The organism is Streptococcus sp. M334 (genome assembly GCF_000187745.1).
Lineage (GTDB): Bacteria > Bacillota > Bacilli > Lactobacillales > Streptococcaceae > Streptococcus.
Window position 1 is genome coordinate 51,070 of the sequence record NZ_GL732492.1, and the last position, 15,745, is coordinate 66,814.

Consider the following 15,745-nt stretch of genomic DNA (forward strand, 5'->3'; position numbering starts at 1 on the left):
TTATTCTGTTACTATTTTACCATAAAAGCGCAGGCTCTTCATGAAAATCATCAGAAAAGTTTGCCAGTCTTTAAAAATTAACGCCCATACAAAAATCCGATGAACTTCATCGGACTCTTTTATTTTGAATTTTTGCCTGCTTTACGCTTTTCAGCGATTTCGGCTGCCTTTCGAGGCAGGACGATTTCCGTTGTGTAGGCTGTCCCAAAACGCCAGATACCGGCAATAGGGGCAAAGACCACTGCGAGATGGCTATAGAAGAAATCACCTTTGAAGGCATAAGCTAATCCCCCAATGATGAAAAATAGAACAACTGCTTGAATCACTGCTAATAAAATTACTCGTTTCATGTGACCTCCTGACTCTATTATAGCATGAGAATCATCAAAAAGCCGACTAAATTATTCAAAGCGTGGAGAGAAATACTGTAGACCAGACCTTTTCTGCTAATATAAGCCAAGCCCAAACTAAAACCAAGGCTAAAATAGACAAAAAATTGTTGCACATCACCTGGGAAATGAATCAAGGTAAACAGAACACTGGATACCAGAAGAAAAATCAGAGTTTGTTTACTATTGTCCTGCTTAGGAAAGAGATAGCGTGCCAACATCCCTCTAAAGATAAGTTCTTCCGTCAAAGGAGCAAAAATAACCACAGCAAAGAATGAGAAAAGTGGTTGAGACAAGGTCAAGTCTGTCGCTGTTTGCTGATTTACCGAAGGATCATTTGGCAAGAAAAACTGGACAACCAGAGATAAGAACCAAACCAAGGCAGGAAGCCAAATAAATCGGTTGAAGCCACTCTTCTCAATACGAACAGGAGCTTTCTGATACCATTTGTAAATACCGTACACATAAACTCCAGCAAATGCTACATAGAGCAAGGTCACAGCATAGGGTGAAGCGCCTAAGGCAAGCGAAGTAGTCGCGAGCCCCTGAATGAAGCCATAGATGAATAAAAAGGATAGAATGGCTAGAAGAAACCAGCCGAGGTTTTTAAGTAGTTTCATATAAATCTCCTATCTTGCTTTATAGCTGTTTTTCAATACAAAGAGGTTTGCTATTCCTAACACAAGTACCCATGCAAGTAACATACCAATATTAGAGAAAGATATTTCCCCACCTTTTTTATTTAAAAGATTTACAATTGGACCAATAAAAGAGTAATCCAACACTTTCTGAACCGTATCATTTTGAAGAGCAATTATAGGTAAAAAAGAGACAATTAACATAGGGAAGATACTATAAACTTGCGCTTTAGATTGAGTATCTGACACAGCACCGATTAGAAGGTTGAGAAAAATAATACTAATAGTTGCTAGGAGCAAATAGATAACGTAGGCAAATAAATAACCAGATACATCTACTTTAAGATAGATGGGAAGTACAATCATAGCAAGTAACATTATCAGAATAGGGAGAACAAGCATACTGAAAGTATATTCTGTTGCTGTCACACCACTTAGAATGAGTGATTTAAGATTTCGTTTTTCCTTATCTTCTGCCATCATAATCGATACCATATAACCACTTCCCATGCTCAAGACCATCGTCAAGCTAGCAGATAGTAAAAATAGGCTCAATTGTCCATTCTTATTTAAAAATTCATTATATAAAACAGCAATACCAAAAGGCATCAATAAAGTCGCCAATAAAGTTGAATTGCTAATAAGAACTTGCACTCTTAACCATAGTAGGGCATTTAATTTTCTAAACATCTAACTTTTCTCCTGTCAATCTGATAAAGATTTCTTCTAGGGTTGGCTCACAAGAGTGAACCACCATCAAATCTGTCGTGTCTAAATGTGGTAATTCTTCAAATGGAACTATTTGTTCTCGTCCATCATTATAAACCACACGTACTTTCTTATCCACATGGTACTTCTGGATGATATCTTGCGGACTTCCATACTCTATTAAGTTTCCCTTATTCAAAAGAGATAAGCGATCACAAAGCAGAGTTGCTTCATTCATATCATGCGTGGTCAGAAAGATAGTTGTCCCCGCCTGCTTTAATTCTTGAAGTAGGGTATGAATCATCTTGGATGTTGTAGGGTCTAAGCCACTGGTTGGCTCATCTAGAAAGAGAATCTTAGGAGCATTCAGAAGGGCACGAGCTAAGAACATTCGTTGTTTCATTCCAGTAGATAACTTTTCTGCGATAACATCTTTAGCATCTGCCAATCCAACCTGTTGGAGCACCTGATTTACTCTATCTGACTTGAGACCATATAACTTAGCGTAAATGAGCAGATTTTTGTAAAGACTCATCTTTTCATAAAAACCACTGCCATCACTAACTATACCGATTTGTTCCAAATCATTTGAGGTTAAATCTTGAGAATTCTTACCTAACAAAACTGTTTTACCTTGATCTGCAGCCAACTGACCTGTCAAGACATTGATCATGGTTGTTTTACCTGAGCCAGAAGGACCAAGAAAACCAAAGATTTCTCCCTCCTTAATCTCAAAAGAAATCTGGTAAAGAGCTTTTTTGCTCCCAAAACTTTTGCTTACATTTTCAACACGAATCATAGAAACTCCTTTATTTGAAATAGCGTTTTACCATAGGTAACTGCATCACATTAATATAAATATGGATGGCTCCTACAAGCAAGAAAGCTAGTAACTGAATCTCTCCTGTCAAGAAAGAAATGATAATAAGAAAAACATATAAGGCTGGTAAGACATACTGATTTAATTGGAATAAAATCCGAAAACTTTGTTCCAAATTAGCCTGACGCTCCCCTTCATCATAAGAATTAATATAGTTCAAGACATCCTTGGGTGTAGAGAAAAGAGCCAAATCAAACTGACGAACAATTGCAATTGTTTTAGAAAGATATTTTTGACTCTGCAAGAACAGCACTAATTCCAAAAAGGAAAGGGAAAATGTTATACGACTTACATCGAGTACAATTACTTCACTACCTGAGATGACAAGAGCCAATAAAATCGCTACACTTGTAATATTAGAAGTAATGGTTCCAAACTCAAGATTACGATACATTTGCACATAATAGGTTTCATTCAGATCATCATCCATTTCCTCTTGATACAAGGAGTGAAATTTTCTGCTTTTCTTTAAGAAATTGAACGTCAAAAGAATACCAACAAAACCTAATAGTAAACCAATAGCTGATAGCCATGGTATCAAGACTTTTACATCTAACATAATTCCGTGGGATTCGGCACCAGCCTTCAACATATCTACAAATATGTACAAGAAAGCTCCCGAGACAACAGGAATTAAAAATAACAAGACACGTTTATTTTTCTTTTTCATATTCATCCTCCTTATTCACTTGCTAAATTGTTTGCTTTCTTTTCAATCCAGTCAACGACTGGGATAAGAGCAAAGTAGGCCCAAATAAATTGGTCGCTGTAATAGAGATCAAACCATCCTAGATTTGTTCCAATTAGTAGACACAGGCTGACTAATAGAACTATGGCAACTACATAATAGATCACTTTATACTTGTTCATCATTTTTCTCCTTTTTCTTCAACCGATTGAAAATGGACACGAGGGCTAAATTAAGCCAAAACAAATACTTACTTTCAACAAAATAGAACCACCCCAGTAATGTTCCAATCATAGCGAAAGCATTCACAATAAGGGCAAGAACACTCATGTAATAAATCACTTTAAACTTGTTCATCACTCGTCCTCCTCCAAGCGAAATACCGATTCGACTGTTTCATTGAAAATCTGAGATATTTTCAAGGCAATCACAACGGACGGGGTGTATTCATCCCGTTCTAATAGGCTGATAGTCTGTCTGGAAACCCCAGCTAGCTTGGCTAGGTCGGTTTGATTGAGACCATCGCGAGCCCGAAGCTCTTTTAGACGATTTTTTAGTTGCATGTTACACACCTACTTTCCGTTAAATTAAACGGTTTGGATATCCTCAATGCGTTGTAGTTTGAATTTTTCTTTTCCTTTTTTATCAACACGACGTAGCTTGACCCATTCCTCATCTACATCTACAACTTCCCAGTTATCTGTTCCAAAAACTTGTCCAACGATTGTCGGTGTTTTCCCAATCAATTCTTTTAAAATTCTTGACATTTCTTTATTTCCTTTCTGTTTTTGCTCAATTCTTTTGATTTTATTCTCTAGTTTCTTGACCTTTTGGGAATGGTAGATATAATACATAATCACAAGAGGTACAAATCCTAATGCCCACATAATCGTTCCTTGCTCCTTTTCTCTTAACTTGCTTACATTGTAACACATCTTTTTCTTTTTGACAATCATATTTGTCAAAAAGTTTATGATTTTTGTCATTTTGCAAAAGAAAACGGTCAGGAGTAGGTTCCTGACCGTTTTATCTGTTATTAAAAGCCTAGTTTTTCAAAGATTTCTGAGAAGTTTTGGCTGATTGTCTCAAGTGACACTTGCACTTCTTCTCGGGTTTGGTTGTTCTTGACCGTTACTTGTCCGCTTTCGACTTCACTCTCTCCTAGGGTGATGAGGGTCTTAGCCGCAAAGACATCGGCTGACTTGAACTGAGCTTTGAGCTTACGGTTGAGGTAATCACGCTCTGCTTTGAATCCTTGTTGGCGAAGAGCCTGTACCAATTCCAAGGCCTTGACATTTGCCCCTTCGCCCAAGACTGCGATATAAACATCTAGAGAGTTTTCGATAGGGAGAGCCACACCTTGCTTTTCAAGAATGAGAAGCAGGCGCTCTACACCAAGTCCAAAACCAAATCCAGCAGTTTCAGGGCCACCAAAGTAGGCAACCAAACCATCGTAACGACCACCTGCGCAGACTGTCAAGTCATTGCCCTCGATTTCTGTGATGAACTCAAAAATGGTGTGGTTGTAGTAGTCCAGACCACGCACCATATTGGTATCGATGATATAGTCTACTCCAAGATTTTCCAACATCTGACGTACAGCATCAAAATGAGCTTGGCTTTCTTCATCAAGGAAGTCCAAGATAGACGGTGCATTCTCTACTGCCACCTTGTCTTCTTTTTCCTTAGAGTCCAAAACACGGAGAGGATTTTCCTCCAAACGACGTTGGCTATCCTTGGACAAGGTCTCCTTGAGCGGTGTCAAATAGTCAATCAAGGCTTGACGGTAGGCCGCACGACTCTCAGGATTTCCAAGAGTGTTAAGGTGCAATTTGACACCTTGGATGCCAATTTCTTTCAGGAAGTGGGCTGCCATAGCGATTGTTTCCACATCGGTAGCTGGATTGCTAGAGCCAAAACACTCAACACCAATCTGGTGGAACTGGCGCAAACGTCCTGCCTGTGGACGCTCATAGCGGAACATAGGGCCCATGTAGTAGAACTTACTTGGCTTTTGCACTTCTGGAGCAAAGAGTTTATTTTCCACATAGGAACGGACAACGGGCGCAGTTCCTTCTGGACGGAGGGTGATATGACGGTCACCCTTGTCATAGAAATCGTACATTTCCTTGGTTACGATATCCGTTGTATCTCCGACAGAGCGACTGATGACCTCGTAATGCTCAAAAATAGGCGTGCGCACTTCTGCGTAGTTATAGCGCTTGAAAATTTCACGGGCAAAGCCCTCAACGTACTGCCATTTGGCAGACTCAGCAGGTAAAATATCCTGCGTTCCTTTTGGTTTTTGTAATTTCATAGGGAATCCTCTTTAAACTTAATAGTCTTATTTTACCATAAATAGAGGGATTAAAACAGTCAGAAAAAAATTAGGATTTATACTCAATGAAAATCAAAGAGCAAACTAGGAAACTAGCCGCAGGCTGTACTTGAGTATGGCAAGGCGACGTTGACGTGGTTTGAATTTGATTTTCGAAGAGTATTAGATATCATTTTTGAGATTAAGACCTGTCAAAAGAATAGCTATCAAGGAGAGACCAATAAATAGCATCCAAGTCAACTGTATATTCCATACAGCTACAAGTGAAAAACAGGCTGTTCCCACAGGTATGGATAAGGTGAACAATAAACCTAAAAAATTACTGGTACGAGCTAGAACCTCTGGAACTAGATTTTTCAGGAGCATGGCACTAATCTTTGGTTGAACTTTACCAGACACATACAGAGTTGAACAGAGAAATAGTAAACCAAGTACGACTTGATTGAATAAATTAGCTAGACCAACTAGACTGAGTCCTACGGTCACCCACATCATCAATCTAGGCAAGGACTGCTTCCCAAAATAATCATTGCCCGTAAGGCTACTGATGATGATTGCTAACAAAGCACAGAATTGACTGATAAATAATGCCTCTGTGTAAGAAAAGTCCAAAAGAGAATGGCTCAAAAAGAAGATGTTATAGATGCTTCCTAAAGCGCCACCCAAGGCATTGATAAGTAAGACAGCAAAGATCATGAATCCAAAGTTTTTCTGTCCACCTTTAAGAAAAACAAGACGTAAATTTCGATAAATCGTTAGGAACTGCTCTTTGATAGAAAGCTTCTCATTTTTTACGTTTTCACCATCAGCAGCTGACATTGACAGGCTCAATTTGCTTTTTCCTAAAAAGAGGATCACGGCTGATACTAGAAAAAACAGGCATTGATTCCCGCAACGAGAGAAAAATTATTGACCGATAGCCCTAAGAGCCAGACTCCGAAAGCTTGACCACCAATGGCTGAAATATAGGTGATAAACTGTGAAAAAGAATAAGCTTCCATCAAATCCTCTTCAGCTACTTTTTCTTTAATGAGAGGCATGCGCAAACCACCTGCAAAATCACTGATGACATCACTAATGACATTGATTAAACACAGGCTAGAAAAGGCAAAGAGACTAGCTTGCTGAACAACTAAAGCTGCTAGAAAAAATAAAATCGCCTGAAACAAACCGCTGTAGGTCATCCATTTGACCTTGTCCCTCGTGTAATCTGCCCGAATCCCTACAAAAACTGTAAAGAAAGTCGGAAGAATCATGACAATATTGGCCATAGCAACAGCAAAGGAGGCCTGTGGCAAGGTCGATGCATAGACGATAAAGACCAGGTTAAAAATCGAAGCACCAAAAGCATTGAAGAATCGTGACAAAGTCAAGAGTCGATAAGCTTGATTTCTGAACAATAGTTTCATAGGTAATCTCCCTTCTTGTTCAAATACTCAATGAAAATCAAAGAGCAAACTAGGAAGCTAGCCGAAGGTTGCTCAAAACAGTGTTTTGAGATTGTAGATAGAACTGACGAAGTCAGTAACCATACCTACGGCAAGGTGAAGCTGACGCGGTTTGAAGAGATTTTCGAAGAGTATAAGTTTTATGTGAAGTATGACTATAGTATAGCACTTAGAAATTTTAGAGAAAAAACTTTTGAATATATGCAACAAATAAAATGAGCAAAAAGAAACGATAGAATTTCTCCAGTGACACGAGAGAGCCCAACAGTTTTATCGCTTAAAATTTCAAATTATTTTCTTGGTTTGCAGATATTCAACAATCGGTCGTTTTTCTATAGTATTCGGCAGATTTATTACAACCAAGCATCTCAAAAATACGGACAGCATCTTCCATCTTTTTCTGGCCTTCCTTGACTCTACCTTGCTTGCTATCAAGGAGACCTTCCGCCCACAAATAGACAATTCGGAAATAGGTTTCATTTTCCTGGTAGAAATGCTCTTCGATAACACGTTTAAAATAATGGGCATTGGTAAATTCTTCACACTCAATGCTGGCTAAAAAGCCATTCAATAGTATAGTGTGAAAAAGGTTTCGATTACCAGACATTTCCATTAGAAAATCAGATTTTCGTACCATTTCTCGTACATATCTAGTAAAAAGAGAAACAGATAAAAAGGGAGAACTGACTGAAAATAAATTGAGTTCATAGATTCCCCAGATCTCGGTAGAAAACAAATAATCATGAAGGACTTTCCCCTCCTCTGCCGTTAACTCTACCCTTTCGTCCATGCCCTTCATATAAGACTTGATAAGAATGGCATTTAAAATATGTTTCTGTTTGTTTTGAGAATGTGCATGCTTTTGATACTCCCTGCGATACAAGTCCTCAAGAGGTGCTATATTCTTTGGATCCAAGACATCTATGATTTCTTTTCTCAACTCAGAATCTGTATCATACTGAAAACCTCTCGCCAGAAAGAGGATTTCCTCTACACTGGCAGATATATTTTCTAGGGCAAATAGAAACTTTTCCACCGAAAGCTCACTCTGACCTGTTTCAAATCGAGATAACATAGACGGCGAAAATTGTCCCCCAGTTGCTTGTCTCAGCGAGATATTTCTTGACTCTCGTAATTGTCTAAAGACTTTTCCAATCTGCTCCATAGACTTCCCCTTGATTGAGTATTTTCTTCATTTTATCATATTTTTCAGAAAATTCATCAAAAACTTGCCAAATTGTCAGAATTATGAGAAAATAGAGGATATTTATCACGTGGAGGGACTGTAATGAGAGAGGATATCAAAATCAATGACCGTGCTTTGGCCTTGCAAGACCAAATTATCGAAAAACTAGAGAAGGTTTTTGATACAGATGTGGAATTGGATGTGTACAATCTAGGACTGATCTATGAAATCAATCTAGACGAAACAGGCCTCTGTAAGATTGTCATGACCTTCACCGACACTGCCTGCGATTGTGCCGAAAGCTTGCCTATCGAAATCGTTGCAGGTCTGAAACAAATCGAGGGTATCGAAGATGTCAAGGTTGAAGTTACCTGGTCGCCTGCCTGGAAAATCACACGAATCAGTCGCTACGGCCGCATTGCCCTTGGACTGCCACCTCGTTAATACTCTTCAAACCACGTCAGCTTAGCCTTATCGTATAGATGTTACTGACTTCGTCAGTTCTATCTGCAACCTCAAAACAGTATTTTGAGCAACCTGCGCCTAGCTTTCTAGTTTGCTCTTTGATTTTTATTGAGTATAAGCAGGCAAATCACTTTTGGAGATGAAAAGAAGCAAGCCGAAGTTGGCTTGCTTTTTGAGTTTATTTTTTACCTGACTTGTCCATATTCCAGAAGTCTGTCACAGCTCCACGAGAAGCCGATGATACGATGTGGGCATATTTACCGAGGACACCACGGCTATAAAGTGGTGGCAAGGTTGTTTCTGCCTTACGTTTTTCAAGTTCTTCTTCGGATACGGCCATGGAAATTTCTTTGGTATCCTGGTCAACCGTAACGATATCGCCTGTACGAAGGTAAGCGATTGGTCCACCATCTTGAGCTTCAGGAGCGATATGTCCAACAACCAGACCATAAGTACCACCAGAGAAACGACCATCCGTCAAGAGGGCAACCTTGTCTCCTTGACCTTTACCAACAATCATTGATGAAAGTGACAGCATCTCAGGCATACCAGGACCACCTTTAGGTCCAACGAAACGAACAACGACTACATCACCATCAACGATTTCATCTGTCAGAACGGCCTGAATAGCATCTTCTTCTGAGTCAAAGACCTTAGCTGGTCCAACGTGACGACGCACTTTAACACCTGATACCTTGGCAACCGCACCGTCAGGAGCAAGGTTCCCGTTCAAGATGATAAGCGGACCATCCGCACGTTTTGGATTTTCAAGTGGCATAATGACTTTTTGACCTGGTGTGAGGTCTGCAAAGTCAGCCAAGTTCTCAGCGACAGTCTTACCAGTACATGTGATACGGTCCCCGTGAAGGAAACCATTCGCCAACAAGTACTTCATAACCGCAGGGACACCACCGACTTCATAGAGGTCTTGGAAGACATACTGACCAGATGGTTTCAAGTCAGCCAAGTGTGGCACACGCTCTTGAATCGTATTGAAGTCCTCAAGTGACAAGTCAACATTGGCAGCATGGGCAATGGCAAGCAAGTGAAGAGTGGCATTTGTAGAACCACCGAGAGCCATAGTTACAGTGATAGCATCTTCAAAGGCTTCACGAGTCAAGATATCTGACGGTTTGAGACCAAGTTCCAACATCTTAACAACAGCACGTCCTGCTGCTTCAATGTCTTCTTTCTTGTCAGCTGATTCAGCTGGGTGAGATGAAGAACCTGGCAAACTCATACCCAAAACTTCGATAGCAGTCGCCATGGTATTAGCTGTATACATACCTCCACAGCCACCAGGGCCCGGGCAGGCATTACATTCAAGACGTTTTACGTCCTCAGCTGTCATGTCACCGTGGTTCCATTTTCCGATACCCTCAAAAACAGAAACCAAGTCAATGTCTTTACCATCAAGATTTCCCGGTGCAATAGTTCCACCATAAGCAAAAATAGCTGGAATATCCATATTGGCAATGGCAATCATAGAGCCAGGCATGTTCTTATCACAACCACCGATAGCAACGAAGGCATCCACATTGTGGCCCCCCATCGCCGCCTCAATAGAGTCCGCAATAATATCACGAGATGTCAAAGAGAAACGCATACCAGGCGTTCCCATAGCAATCCCGTCCGCTACGGTAATTGTCCCAAACTGCACAGGCCAAGCACCTGCCGATTTGACACCTTCTTTAGCTAATTTCCCAAAATCATGCAAGTGAATGTTACATGGTGTATTTTCCGCCCAAGTCGAAATCACTCCCACAATCGGTGTTTCAAAGTCCTTATCTGTCATACCAGTCGCACGAAGCATGGCACGGTTTGGTGATTTTACCATACTATCATAAATGCTACTGCGGTGACGTTTATCTAATTCAGTCATTTGTTCCCTCCCATTTCAGTTTTTACTATTATAGCACATTTTAAAAGCAATGAACAGAAGAAAATTCTTGAATTTTCAGAAAATTTCGATTAATTTGGTTGATGACCTTCTAATTTTTTCATCTTTTTTTGTCAAGTAACTTTACTTTACAAAAAAAATGTGTTATCCTAGTATGGTTGATGAAAATCAGTAGATTGAATCGAATATAAATACCTAAAGGAGAAATTAAAATGGCAGTACCTGCACGTCGCACTTCAAAAGCGAAGAAAAACAAACGTCGTACACACTACAAAGTAACAGCTCCATCTGTAAACTTTGACGAAACTACTGGAGATTACTCACGTTCTCACCGTGTATCACTTAAAGGATACTACAAAGGACGTAAAATCGCTAAAGCTGCATCAGCTGAATAATAGAAGGGAGATACCATGCGCGTAAATATTACACTTGAACACAAAGAATCTGGTGAACGCTTGTACCTTACTTCTAAAAACAAACGTAACACTCCAGACCGTCTTCAATTGAAGAAATACTCACCAAAACTTCGCAAACACGTTGTGTTTACAGAAGTTAAGTAAGCATTCAATACGAATCAATACAGAAGAAAAACGCTTGATCAGCGTTTTTTCTTTTTGTTAATTTCAGTACATTGCAAGGGAAATCATTCGAATCACTACCTTTTTTGAAATAAGAATATTGATTCGGACGATTAAAAGCAAGAGAAACTTCATTATGAGGTTTCTCTTTTTTTATATTTTCATTCCTAAAAATTTTTGAAATAGAGTAATCTTTTCTAAAATTTTTGGAATCCAAAACGCAGTTCAATAATATGCACTATTTTTTCTTGAACAAGCGGATGTAGTCCTGTTTGCTATGAATAATATCTGATACAAAGACAGCTTTTCTGTCCTCTAAAATATGATAGAAGGCTAAGTAATCGCCTAAAATGATGCATCGAGTTTTGTGGGGTGGGTATATAATAACTCCTACTCTTTCATCAGCATCAAATCCTGCTTCCGGGAAAACTTCAAGACGTTCCAATCCGTAAAGAATATTCTTAACTGTGTTTGCTCCTGCCTGTTCTGAAAAGTAGTTAGCTGAGATATAATCTTTAATACCTCTTAGCTGTTCTTGTACCGTTTCGGAGATAATAAGGCTATATGAGTTCTCGTTAAATTCCAAGGTTAGCCCTCACTTCATCAAGACTGTAAGTTCTTCCATGTTCTAAATCTTCAAAGCTACGGGCAATTTCCGAACGCAACCCTGATAGAAGTTCTTCTCTTTCTTTGTCTACTTGAGTTTCAAATGGCAAGGATTTATTTTCTACAATATGTTCTAAAAACAAGTTAAAACTGGCTGTCATATCAAGATTTTGCGCTGTGATAATAGCTTTAGCCTTCTCCAACAAGTCTCTGTTAGTCTTAAAGTTTACCTGTGTGTTTTTTTCTAAAACATTCATGGTAGCACCTCCTTTAGACCATTATATCACTTTAAACTATACCGGTCTAGTTATGTATAGACGATTACAGCTAGATACTAAGAGAAATCAAAAAGCACTAAGGGAAAGCGCCCCAAAGTGCTCAATATCAAGGCTTTACAGCCTATCTTATTTAATAAAATATTACAACATTTTGTTGTAGAATTCAACGACAAGTGCTTCGTTGATTTCTGGATTGATTTCATCGCGTTCTGGCAAGCGAGTCAATGAACCTTCCAATTTTTCAGCGTCGAATGATACGAATGCTGGACGTCCAAGAGTAGCTTCTACTGCTTCAAGGATAGCTGGAACTTTCAATGATTTTTCACGAACTGAGATCACTTGACCTGGAGTTACGCGGTATGATGGGATATCAACGCGTTTTCCGTCAACAAGGATGTGACCGTGGTTTACGAATTGACGAGCTTGACGACGAGTAGTCGCAAGACCAAGACGGTAAACAACGTTATCCAAACGGCGTTCCAAAAGAAGCATGAAGTTGAAACCTAGGATTCCGCCTTTGATTTTTGTAGCTTGTACGAACAAGTTACGGAATTGTTTTTCACCTACACCGTAAGTGAAACGAAGTTTTTGTTTTTCAGCCAATTGCAAACCGTATTCTGACAATTTAGAACGGTTGTTTGGTCCGTGTTGTCCTGGTACGTAGTTACGACGTGCCAATTCTTTACCTGTACCTGTAAGTGAAAGGCCAAGGCGACGAGCTTGTTTCCAAGATGGTCCTGTATAACGTGACATGTGAATGTCCTCCTGATATAAATAATATTTCGGTGGAAATAGTCACTTAGAAAGCCCTGATTCGTGCAGATGCCCTTCGCCTAAACAGCCAAGGTTACTTATCATAAGACACCTGTTGACGAGCTTCATGCTTTCCTGCTGATATTTCACACAAAATCCATTCTACCATGAATGGCTAGATTTGTAAAGGGGTTTTAAGCTTTATTTTCATTGCTAGTAAGGTTGAGAAGGAGGGTAAAGGTACTTCCTAGACCGTACTGGCTGCTGACTGTGATTTCTCCACCCAATTGATGGGCCAATTCACGCGCAATCGCAAGACCCAAGCCATGACCACCTGTCTTCATGTTACGCGAAGTTTCTACACGATAAAGGCGCTTGAAAATATTCTCCAAATCCTCTGGGGCAATCCCCTGTCCCTCATCGGTCACACGGATTGAAAGCTGGTTATTTTCCAGCTTAGCCACCACTTCCAGCTTGGTTCCTGGAGCTGAGTATTTAAAAGCGTTATTAACCAGATTCACCAAGATACGAGAAAGCTTGGCATAATCTCCCTCAATTCGGGCAGACTCTGGGATTACCTGCAAATGGACATCTCGTTCCTCCTGCTCAATCAAGAACTGAAATTCACTCATGCACTCAATCAAGAGCTGGTCCAGAAAAATGCTGTCCTTGCTGGCAGTTTCCACCTGATTTCTAGCTGTGTTTAGGGTCAAAAAATTCAACTCTTCAACCAGTTTATTGAGTCTTTCCGTCTGACGCCCAATGGTTGCTAGATAATGGTCCTGTTCTCCTTCCTTGATAACCCCATCCAAAATCCCTTCTACCGTCGCCTGAATCGAAGTAATGGGGGTCTTTATATCATGCGAAAGTTGAGCAATCATCAAGCCCTTTTCTCGTTCGCTTTCTTCCAAGGAATCAAAAGTAGCTTGCAAATCATGGGACATTTCATTGAAAGCTTGTCCTAATTGTTGAAATTCTACAGGTCCTTGAACCTCCAGATTTGATGGAAAGTCCTTGTCCGCTACTCGCTTGGCATGTTCCTTGAGTTTGCCCAATGAAGTAAAGACAGGCGATAGGAGAAAGAGACTAATTCCAGCACCGATAAAACTAGCCACGAGAGTCATACCCACTAGGAAATAAATTTCTCTTTCTTCAATTAGCATGCGCTGGATGGCCCAAAAAACCACGATAATCGTTAGGAGTGTTGAAATGATATACCCCACTAAAATATAACTTTTTAATTTCATTGACTACCTCGTGCTTTCTCAATTTTGTAGCCCAAGCCCCAGACAGTTTTGATGGTAGGCGTTTCTGCACTGGCATGTTTAGCCAACTCTTGTCTAAGAGCATGAATATGAACATTCAAGGTATTGGTATCATCCACATAGTCTTCTTGCCAGACCTTTTCATAGAGGTCTGTCTTAGAAAAAACTCGCTCTGGATTACTGGCTAAAAGCCATAGAAGTTCGAAGGATTTGACTGTCAAATCAAGCCCCACATCTCCGACTTGGACCTCATGACTACCGTGATTCATCCGTAAATCCCCGAGGCTGACGACTTCTGTCTCACCTCCACGATGAAGGCGACGCAAGATATTGTGGACACGCAAAACCAGCTCACGAGGGCTAAAGGGCTTGGCAATAAAGTCATCTGCCCCTAAGCTCAGGCCATAAATCTTGTCCTGCTCGCTAGTCTTAGCCGTGATAAAGAGAAAAGGCTGATCTGGAGATTGATACTGAACCTCACTAATCAAATCATAACCATCCATCCGAGGCATCATGATATCTGTAATAATCAAATCAATCGGTTTTCGCTTGAAGATTTCTAAGGCCTCTACTCCATCATGGGCCACCAAAACCTGATATCCTGCCTGAACCAGATAGCGTTGATGAATATCTGTGATTTCTACCTCGTCGTCAACGAGTAAAATTGTCTTTCCCATCTGTCTCTCCTTTGAAAAAAACAGTGCTATACCACAATAGTATAACACTATTTTAATCTCTTTACGAACATTCTAAACGATATCTGGATTTTTCATATCCTAGATAGAAAGTCTGTAGCTAGACTAGTCATTTTCCTCTTTTTTAGCTTTCAAGCCGAGTCCACCTAGCAGGCCGGCCAAAGCTAATCCAAAGAATCCAAGAGTAGCCATTGATGTTTGGGCTTCACCAGTATATGGAAGCATGTCTTTTTGGTCTTTCATTTGATCAGCCATCATTGGACTTGATACCTTGTTAGTAGATACCATTTTGCCTTCATCAGACATTTGGCTTGAGGCTGCTGGAGCTTGATCTTGTTTCATGCTTGGTGTTGCCATAGGCTGGCTGGTATTCATGGTTTTGTCCTGCTCTTTGTTAGGCATCATCTTATCCTGACTAGTAGCTGGCATTTTAGATTTCATCTCATTGAGGGACTTATACCCATTCAAGTTGACTGTCAAATCCTTAGTCGCTACAAGGTTGCTCAAATCAGCCTTGCCGTCTTTAGCACCGTACACTTTGATGGTAGCTTTATAGCTGTGAGTTCCATTTTGTTTCAAAAGGTCAAGAAGCTCTTTATCTGATTTACCTTGAGTACCTGCCAAGTCCACTTCATAGAAGTAAAGACCTTTGCCCAATTTCTCTACTGGTGGAAGGGCGGGATTTTTAGCTGAACCGTTATCTGACCATGGAGCCTTGTCTGAGGCCTTCAAGATAAGGCGAGTCAACATACCGTCACCAGCGAAGAATTCGTATGGAATGACTTGGTTAACACCAGCTGTGAATGGGCCTGGGAAGTTGGCTTTGTCCAAGTAAGTAGCTGGAACGTCTACTGTGTCTTTGGTGTTGTCAGCCACGCCTTTTTGTACTTCAGCTGGTGTAGTCAAACCGTTCAAGTTGACATCCAAATC

Annotated in this window: 22 protein-coding genes and 1 pseudogene; 4 read left to right on the top strand and 19 right to left on the bottom strand. The window is 40.2% G+C overall.

The features are described from left to right. Positions 1 to 119 precede the first annotated feature (119 nt). From HMPREF0851_RS13780 to HMPREF0851_RS16545, 11 genes and pseudogenes are all read right to left on the bottom strand, one after another. Entirely contained in the window at positions 120 to 350 is a 231-nt protein-coding gene (locus HMPREF0851_RS13780; protein ID WP_000832193.1) for a membrane protein, read from the bottom strand. 17 nt (positions 351 to 367) lie between these two features. Then, a complete protein-coding gene (locus HMPREF0851_RS13785; protein ID WP_000771200.1) occupies positions 368 to 1,009 on the bottom strand; it encodes a CPBP family intramembrane glutamic endopeptidase in 642 nt (213 codons plus the stop codon). 9 nt (positions 1,010 to 1,018) lie between these two features. Then, positions 1,019 to 1,717, bottom strand: coding sequence for an ABC transporter permease (locus tag HMPREF0851_RS13790; RefSeq protein WP_000488857.1), 699 nt, complete (start codon positions 1,715 to 1,717; stop codon positions 1,019 to 1,021). Further along, positions 1,710 to 2,534, bottom strand: coding sequence for an ABC transporter ATP-binding protein (locus HMPREF0851_RS13795; protein ID WP_000621682.1), 825 nt, complete (start codon positions 2,532 to 2,534; stop codon positions 1,710 to 1,712). The genes HMPREF0851_RS13790 and HMPREF0851_RS13795 overlap by 8 nt, the downstream gene beginning before the upstream one ends. Before the next feature lie 10 nt (positions 2,535 to 2,544). Further along, positions 2,545 to 3,285, bottom strand: coding sequence for a DUF3169 family protein (locus HMPREF0851_RS13800; RefSeq protein WP_000728783.1), 741 nt, complete (start codon positions 3,283 to 3,285; stop codon positions 2,545 to 2,547). Positions 3,286 to 3,296: 11 nt separating this feature from the next. Continuing rightward, positions 3,297 to 3,485 carry a hypothetical protein gene (locus HMPREF0851_RS13805; RefSeq protein ID WP_001046138.1) on the bottom strand — a complete coding sequence of 63 codons (189 nt, stop codon included), beginning with the start codon at positions 3,483 to 3,485 and terminating at the stop codon, positions 3,297 to 3,299. Next, positions 3,472 to 3,660 (bottom strand): hypothetical protein, encoded by a 189-nt coding sequence (locus HMPREF0851_RS13810; RefSeq protein WP_001031934.1) that lies wholly within the window; start codon positions 3,658 to 3,660, stop codon positions 3,472 to 3,474. Before HMPREF0851_RS13810 ends, HMPREF0851_RS13805 begins: the two co-directional genes overlap by 14 nt. Beyond that, the gene (locus HMPREF0851_RS13815) at positions 3,660 to 3,866 is read right to left on the bottom strand and encodes a helix-turn-helix transcriptional regulator (RefSeq protein WP_001176230.1); all 207 of its coding nucleotides are present in this window, start codon (positions 3,864 to 3,866) and stop codon (positions 3,660 to 3,662) included. Before HMPREF0851_RS13815 ends, HMPREF0851_RS13810 begins: the two co-directional genes overlap by 1 nt. 24 nt (positions 3,867 to 3,890) lie before the next feature. Then, positions 3,891 to 4,340, bottom strand: coding sequence for a hypothetical protein (locus HMPREF0851_RS13820; protein ID WP_029693082.1), 450 nt, complete (start codon positions 4,338 to 4,340; stop codon positions 3,891 to 3,893). Next, positions 4,340 to 5,620 (bottom strand): histidine--tRNA ligase, encoded by a 1,281-nt coding sequence (hisS, locus tag HMPREF0851_RS13825; protein WP_000775858.1) that lies wholly within the window; start codon positions 5,618 to 5,620, stop codon positions 4,340 to 4,342. Before hisS ends, HMPREF0851_RS13820 begins: the two co-directional genes overlap by 1 nt. Before the next feature lie 183 nt (positions 5,621 to 5,803). Next, a pseudogene (locus HMPREF0851_RS16545) lies at positions 5,804 to 7,050 on the bottom strand (transporter). Positions 7,051 to 7,080: 30 nt separating this feature from the next. On the opposite strand from HMPREF0851_RS16545, the gene HMPREF0851_RS16550 reads away from it, so the two are divergent. Further along, on the top strand, positions 7,081 to 7,308 hold the full coding sequence (locus HMPREF0851_RS16550; RefSeq protein ID WP_000693396.1) for a hypothetical protein: 228 nt from the start codon (positions 7,081 to 7,083) through the stop codon (positions 7,306 to 7,308). 94 nt (positions 7,309 to 7,402) lie between these two features. Here HMPREF0851_RS16550 and rgg read toward each other — a convergent pair whose 3' ends face one another. Continuing rightward, positions 7,403 to 8,254 (bottom strand): quorum-sensing system transcriptional regulator Rgg, encoded by an 852-nt coding sequence (gene rgg, locus HMPREF0851_RS13840; protein WP_000434954.1) that lies wholly within the window; start codon positions 8,252 to 8,254, stop codon positions 7,403 to 7,405. Positions 8,255 to 8,377: 123 nt separating this feature from the next. Between rgg and HMPREF0851_RS13845 the strand changes: the two genes are divergently transcribed. Then, positions 8,378 to 8,719, top strand: coding sequence for a metal-sulfur cluster assembly factor (locus HMPREF0851_RS13845; RefSeq protein ID WP_001206380.1), 342 nt, complete (start codon positions 8,378 to 8,380; stop codon positions 8,717 to 8,719). Positions 8,720 to 8,918: 199 nt separating this feature from the next. Here the strand turns inward: HMPREF0851_RS13845 and ilvD are convergent, their stop codons facing one another. After that, positions 8,919 to 10,622, bottom strand: a complete 1,704-nt coding sequence (ilvD, locus tag HMPREF0851_RS13850; protein ID WP_000137343.1) for a dihydroxy-acid dehydratase — start codon at positions 10,620 to 10,622, stop codon at positions 8,919 to 8,921. Positions 10,623 to 10,852: 230 nt separating this feature from the next. Between ilvD and rpmF the strand changes: the two genes are divergently transcribed. Continuing rightward, positions 10,853 to 11,035 (top strand): 50S ribosomal protein L32, encoded by a 183-nt coding sequence (gene rpmF / locus HMPREF0851_RS13855; protein ID WP_000290417.1) that lies wholly within the window; start codon positions 10,853 to 10,855, stop codon positions 11,033 to 11,035. 15 nt (positions 11,036 to 11,050) lie between these two features. Continuing rightward, on the top strand, positions 11,051 to 11,200 hold the full coding sequence (gene rpmG / locus HMPREF0851_RS13860) for a 50S ribosomal protein L33 (protein WP_001265622.1): 150 nt from the start codon (positions 11,051 to 11,053) through the stop codon (positions 11,198 to 11,200). Between the two features lie 256 nt (positions 11,201 to 11,456). Here rpmG and HMPREF0851_RS13865 read toward each other — a convergent pair whose 3' ends face one another. The 6 genes from HMPREF0851_RS13865 to HMPREF0851_RS16555 all read right to left on the bottom strand — a co-directional run. Next, positions 11,457 to 11,804: a type II toxin-antitoxin system RelE/ParE family toxin gene (locus HMPREF0851_RS13865; RefSeq protein WP_000395515.1), complete on the bottom strand. Its 348-nt coding sequence runs from the start codon at positions 11,802 to 11,804 to the stop codon at positions 11,457 to 11,459. Beyond that, positions 11,794 to 12,081 carry a type II toxin-antitoxin system RelB/DinJ family antitoxin gene (locus tag HMPREF0851_RS13870; protein WP_001101481.1) on the bottom strand — a complete coding sequence of 96 codons (288 nt, stop codon included), beginning with the start codon at positions 12,079 to 12,081 and terminating at the stop codon, positions 11,794 to 11,796. The genes HMPREF0851_RS13865 and HMPREF0851_RS13870 overlap by 11 nt, the downstream gene beginning before the upstream one ends. Positions 12,082 to 12,243: 162 nt before the next feature. After that, on the bottom strand, positions 12,244 to 12,855 hold the full coding sequence (gene rpsD / locus HMPREF0851_RS13875) for a 30S ribosomal protein S4 (protein WP_000092756.1): 612 nt from the start codon (positions 12,853 to 12,855) through the stop codon (positions 12,244 to 12,246). 194 nt (positions 12,856 to 13,049) lie between these two features. Next, complete coding sequence (locus tag HMPREF0851_RS13880) at positions 13,050 to 14,102, bottom strand: sensor histidine kinase (RefSeq protein ID WP_000769763.1); 1,053 nt, start codon at positions 14,100 to 14,102, stop codon at positions 13,050 to 13,052. Continuing rightward, positions 14,099 to 14,797, bottom strand: coding sequence for a response regulator transcription factor (locus HMPREF0851_RS13885; protein ID WP_000520652.1), 699 nt, complete (start codon positions 14,795 to 14,797; stop codon positions 14,099 to 14,101). Before HMPREF0851_RS13885 ends, HMPREF0851_RS13880 begins: the two co-directional genes overlap by 4 nt. 123 nt (positions 14,798 to 14,920) lie before the next feature. Further along, on the bottom strand, positions 14,921 to 15,745 hold an 825-nt coding region (locus tag HMPREF0851_RS16555; protein WP_025169905.1), incomplete at its 5' end, for an SSURE domain-containing protein.

Coding starts and splice junctions, on each gene's coding strand:
- HMPREF0851_RS13780 (WP_000832193.1), bottom strand. CDS start 350: ATGAAACGAGTAATTTTATTAGCAGTGATTCAAGCAGTTGTTCTATTT.
- HMPREF0851_RS13785 (WP_000771200.1), bottom strand. CDS start 1,009: ATGAAACTACTTAAAAACCTCGGCTGGTTTCTTCTAGCCATTCTATCC.
- HMPREF0851_RS13790 (WP_000488857.1), bottom strand. CDS start 1,717: ATGTTTAGAAAATTAAATGCCCTACTATGGTTAAGAGTGCAAGTTCTT.
- HMPREF0851_RS13795 (WP_000621682.1), bottom strand. CDS start 2,534: ATGATTCGTGTTGAAAATGTAAGCAAAAGTTTTGGGAGCAAAAAAGCT.
- HMPREF0851_RS13800 (WP_000728783.1), bottom strand. CDS start 3,285: ATGAAAAAGAAAAATAAACGTGTCTTGTTATTTTTAATTCCTGTTGTC.
- HMPREF0851_RS13805 (WP_001046138.1), bottom strand. CDS start 3,485: ATGAACAAGTATAAAGTGATCTATTATGTAGTTGCCATAGTTCTATTA.
- HMPREF0851_RS13810 (WP_001031934.1), bottom strand. CDS start 3,660: ATGAACAAGTTTAAAGTGATTTATTACATGAGTGTTCTTGCCCTTATT.
- HMPREF0851_RS13815 (WP_001176230.1), bottom strand. CDS start 3,866: ATGCAACTAAAAAATCGTCTAAAAGAGCTTCGGGCTCGCGATGGTCTC.
- hisS (WP_000775858.1), bottom strand. CDS start 5,620: ATGAAATTACAAAAACCAAAAGGAACGCAGGATATTTTACCTGCTGAG.
- HMPREF0851_RS16550 (WP_000693396.1), top strand. CDS start 7,081: ATGAAAATCAAAGAGCAAACTAGGAAGCTAGCCGAAGGTTGCTCAAAA.
- rgg (WP_000434954.1), bottom strand. CDS start 8,254: ATGGAGCAGATTGGAAAAGTCTTTAGACAATTACGAGAGTCAAGAAAT.
- HMPREF0851_RS13845 (WP_001206380.1), top strand. CDS start 8,378: ATGAGAGAGGATATCAAAATCAATGACCGTGCTTTGGCCTTGCAAGAC.
- ilvD (WP_000137343.1), bottom strand. CDS start 10,622: ATGACTGAATTAGATAAACGTCACCGCAGTAGCATTTATGATAGTATG.
- rpmF (WP_000290417.1), top strand. CDS start 10,853: ATGGCAGTACCTGCACGTCGCACTTCAAAAGCGAAGAAAAACAAACGT.
- rpmG (WP_001265622.1), top strand. CDS start 11,051: ATGCGCGTAAATATTACACTTGAACACAAAGAATCTGGTGAACGCTTG.
- HMPREF0851_RS13870 (WP_001101481.1), bottom strand. CDS start 12,081: ATGAATGTTTTAGAAAAAAACACACAGGTAAACTTTAAGACTAACAGA.
- rpsD (WP_000092756.1), bottom strand. CDS start 12,855: ATGTCACGTTATACAGGACCATCTTGGAAACAAGCTCGTCGCCTTGGC.
- HMPREF0851_RS13880 (WP_000769763.1), bottom strand. CDS start 14,102: ATGAAATTAAAAAGTTATATTTTAGTGGGGTATATCATTTCAACACTC.
- HMPREF0851_RS13885 (WP_000520652.1), bottom strand. CDS start 14,797: ATGGGAAAGACAATTTTACTCGTTGACGACGAGGTAGAAATCACAGAT.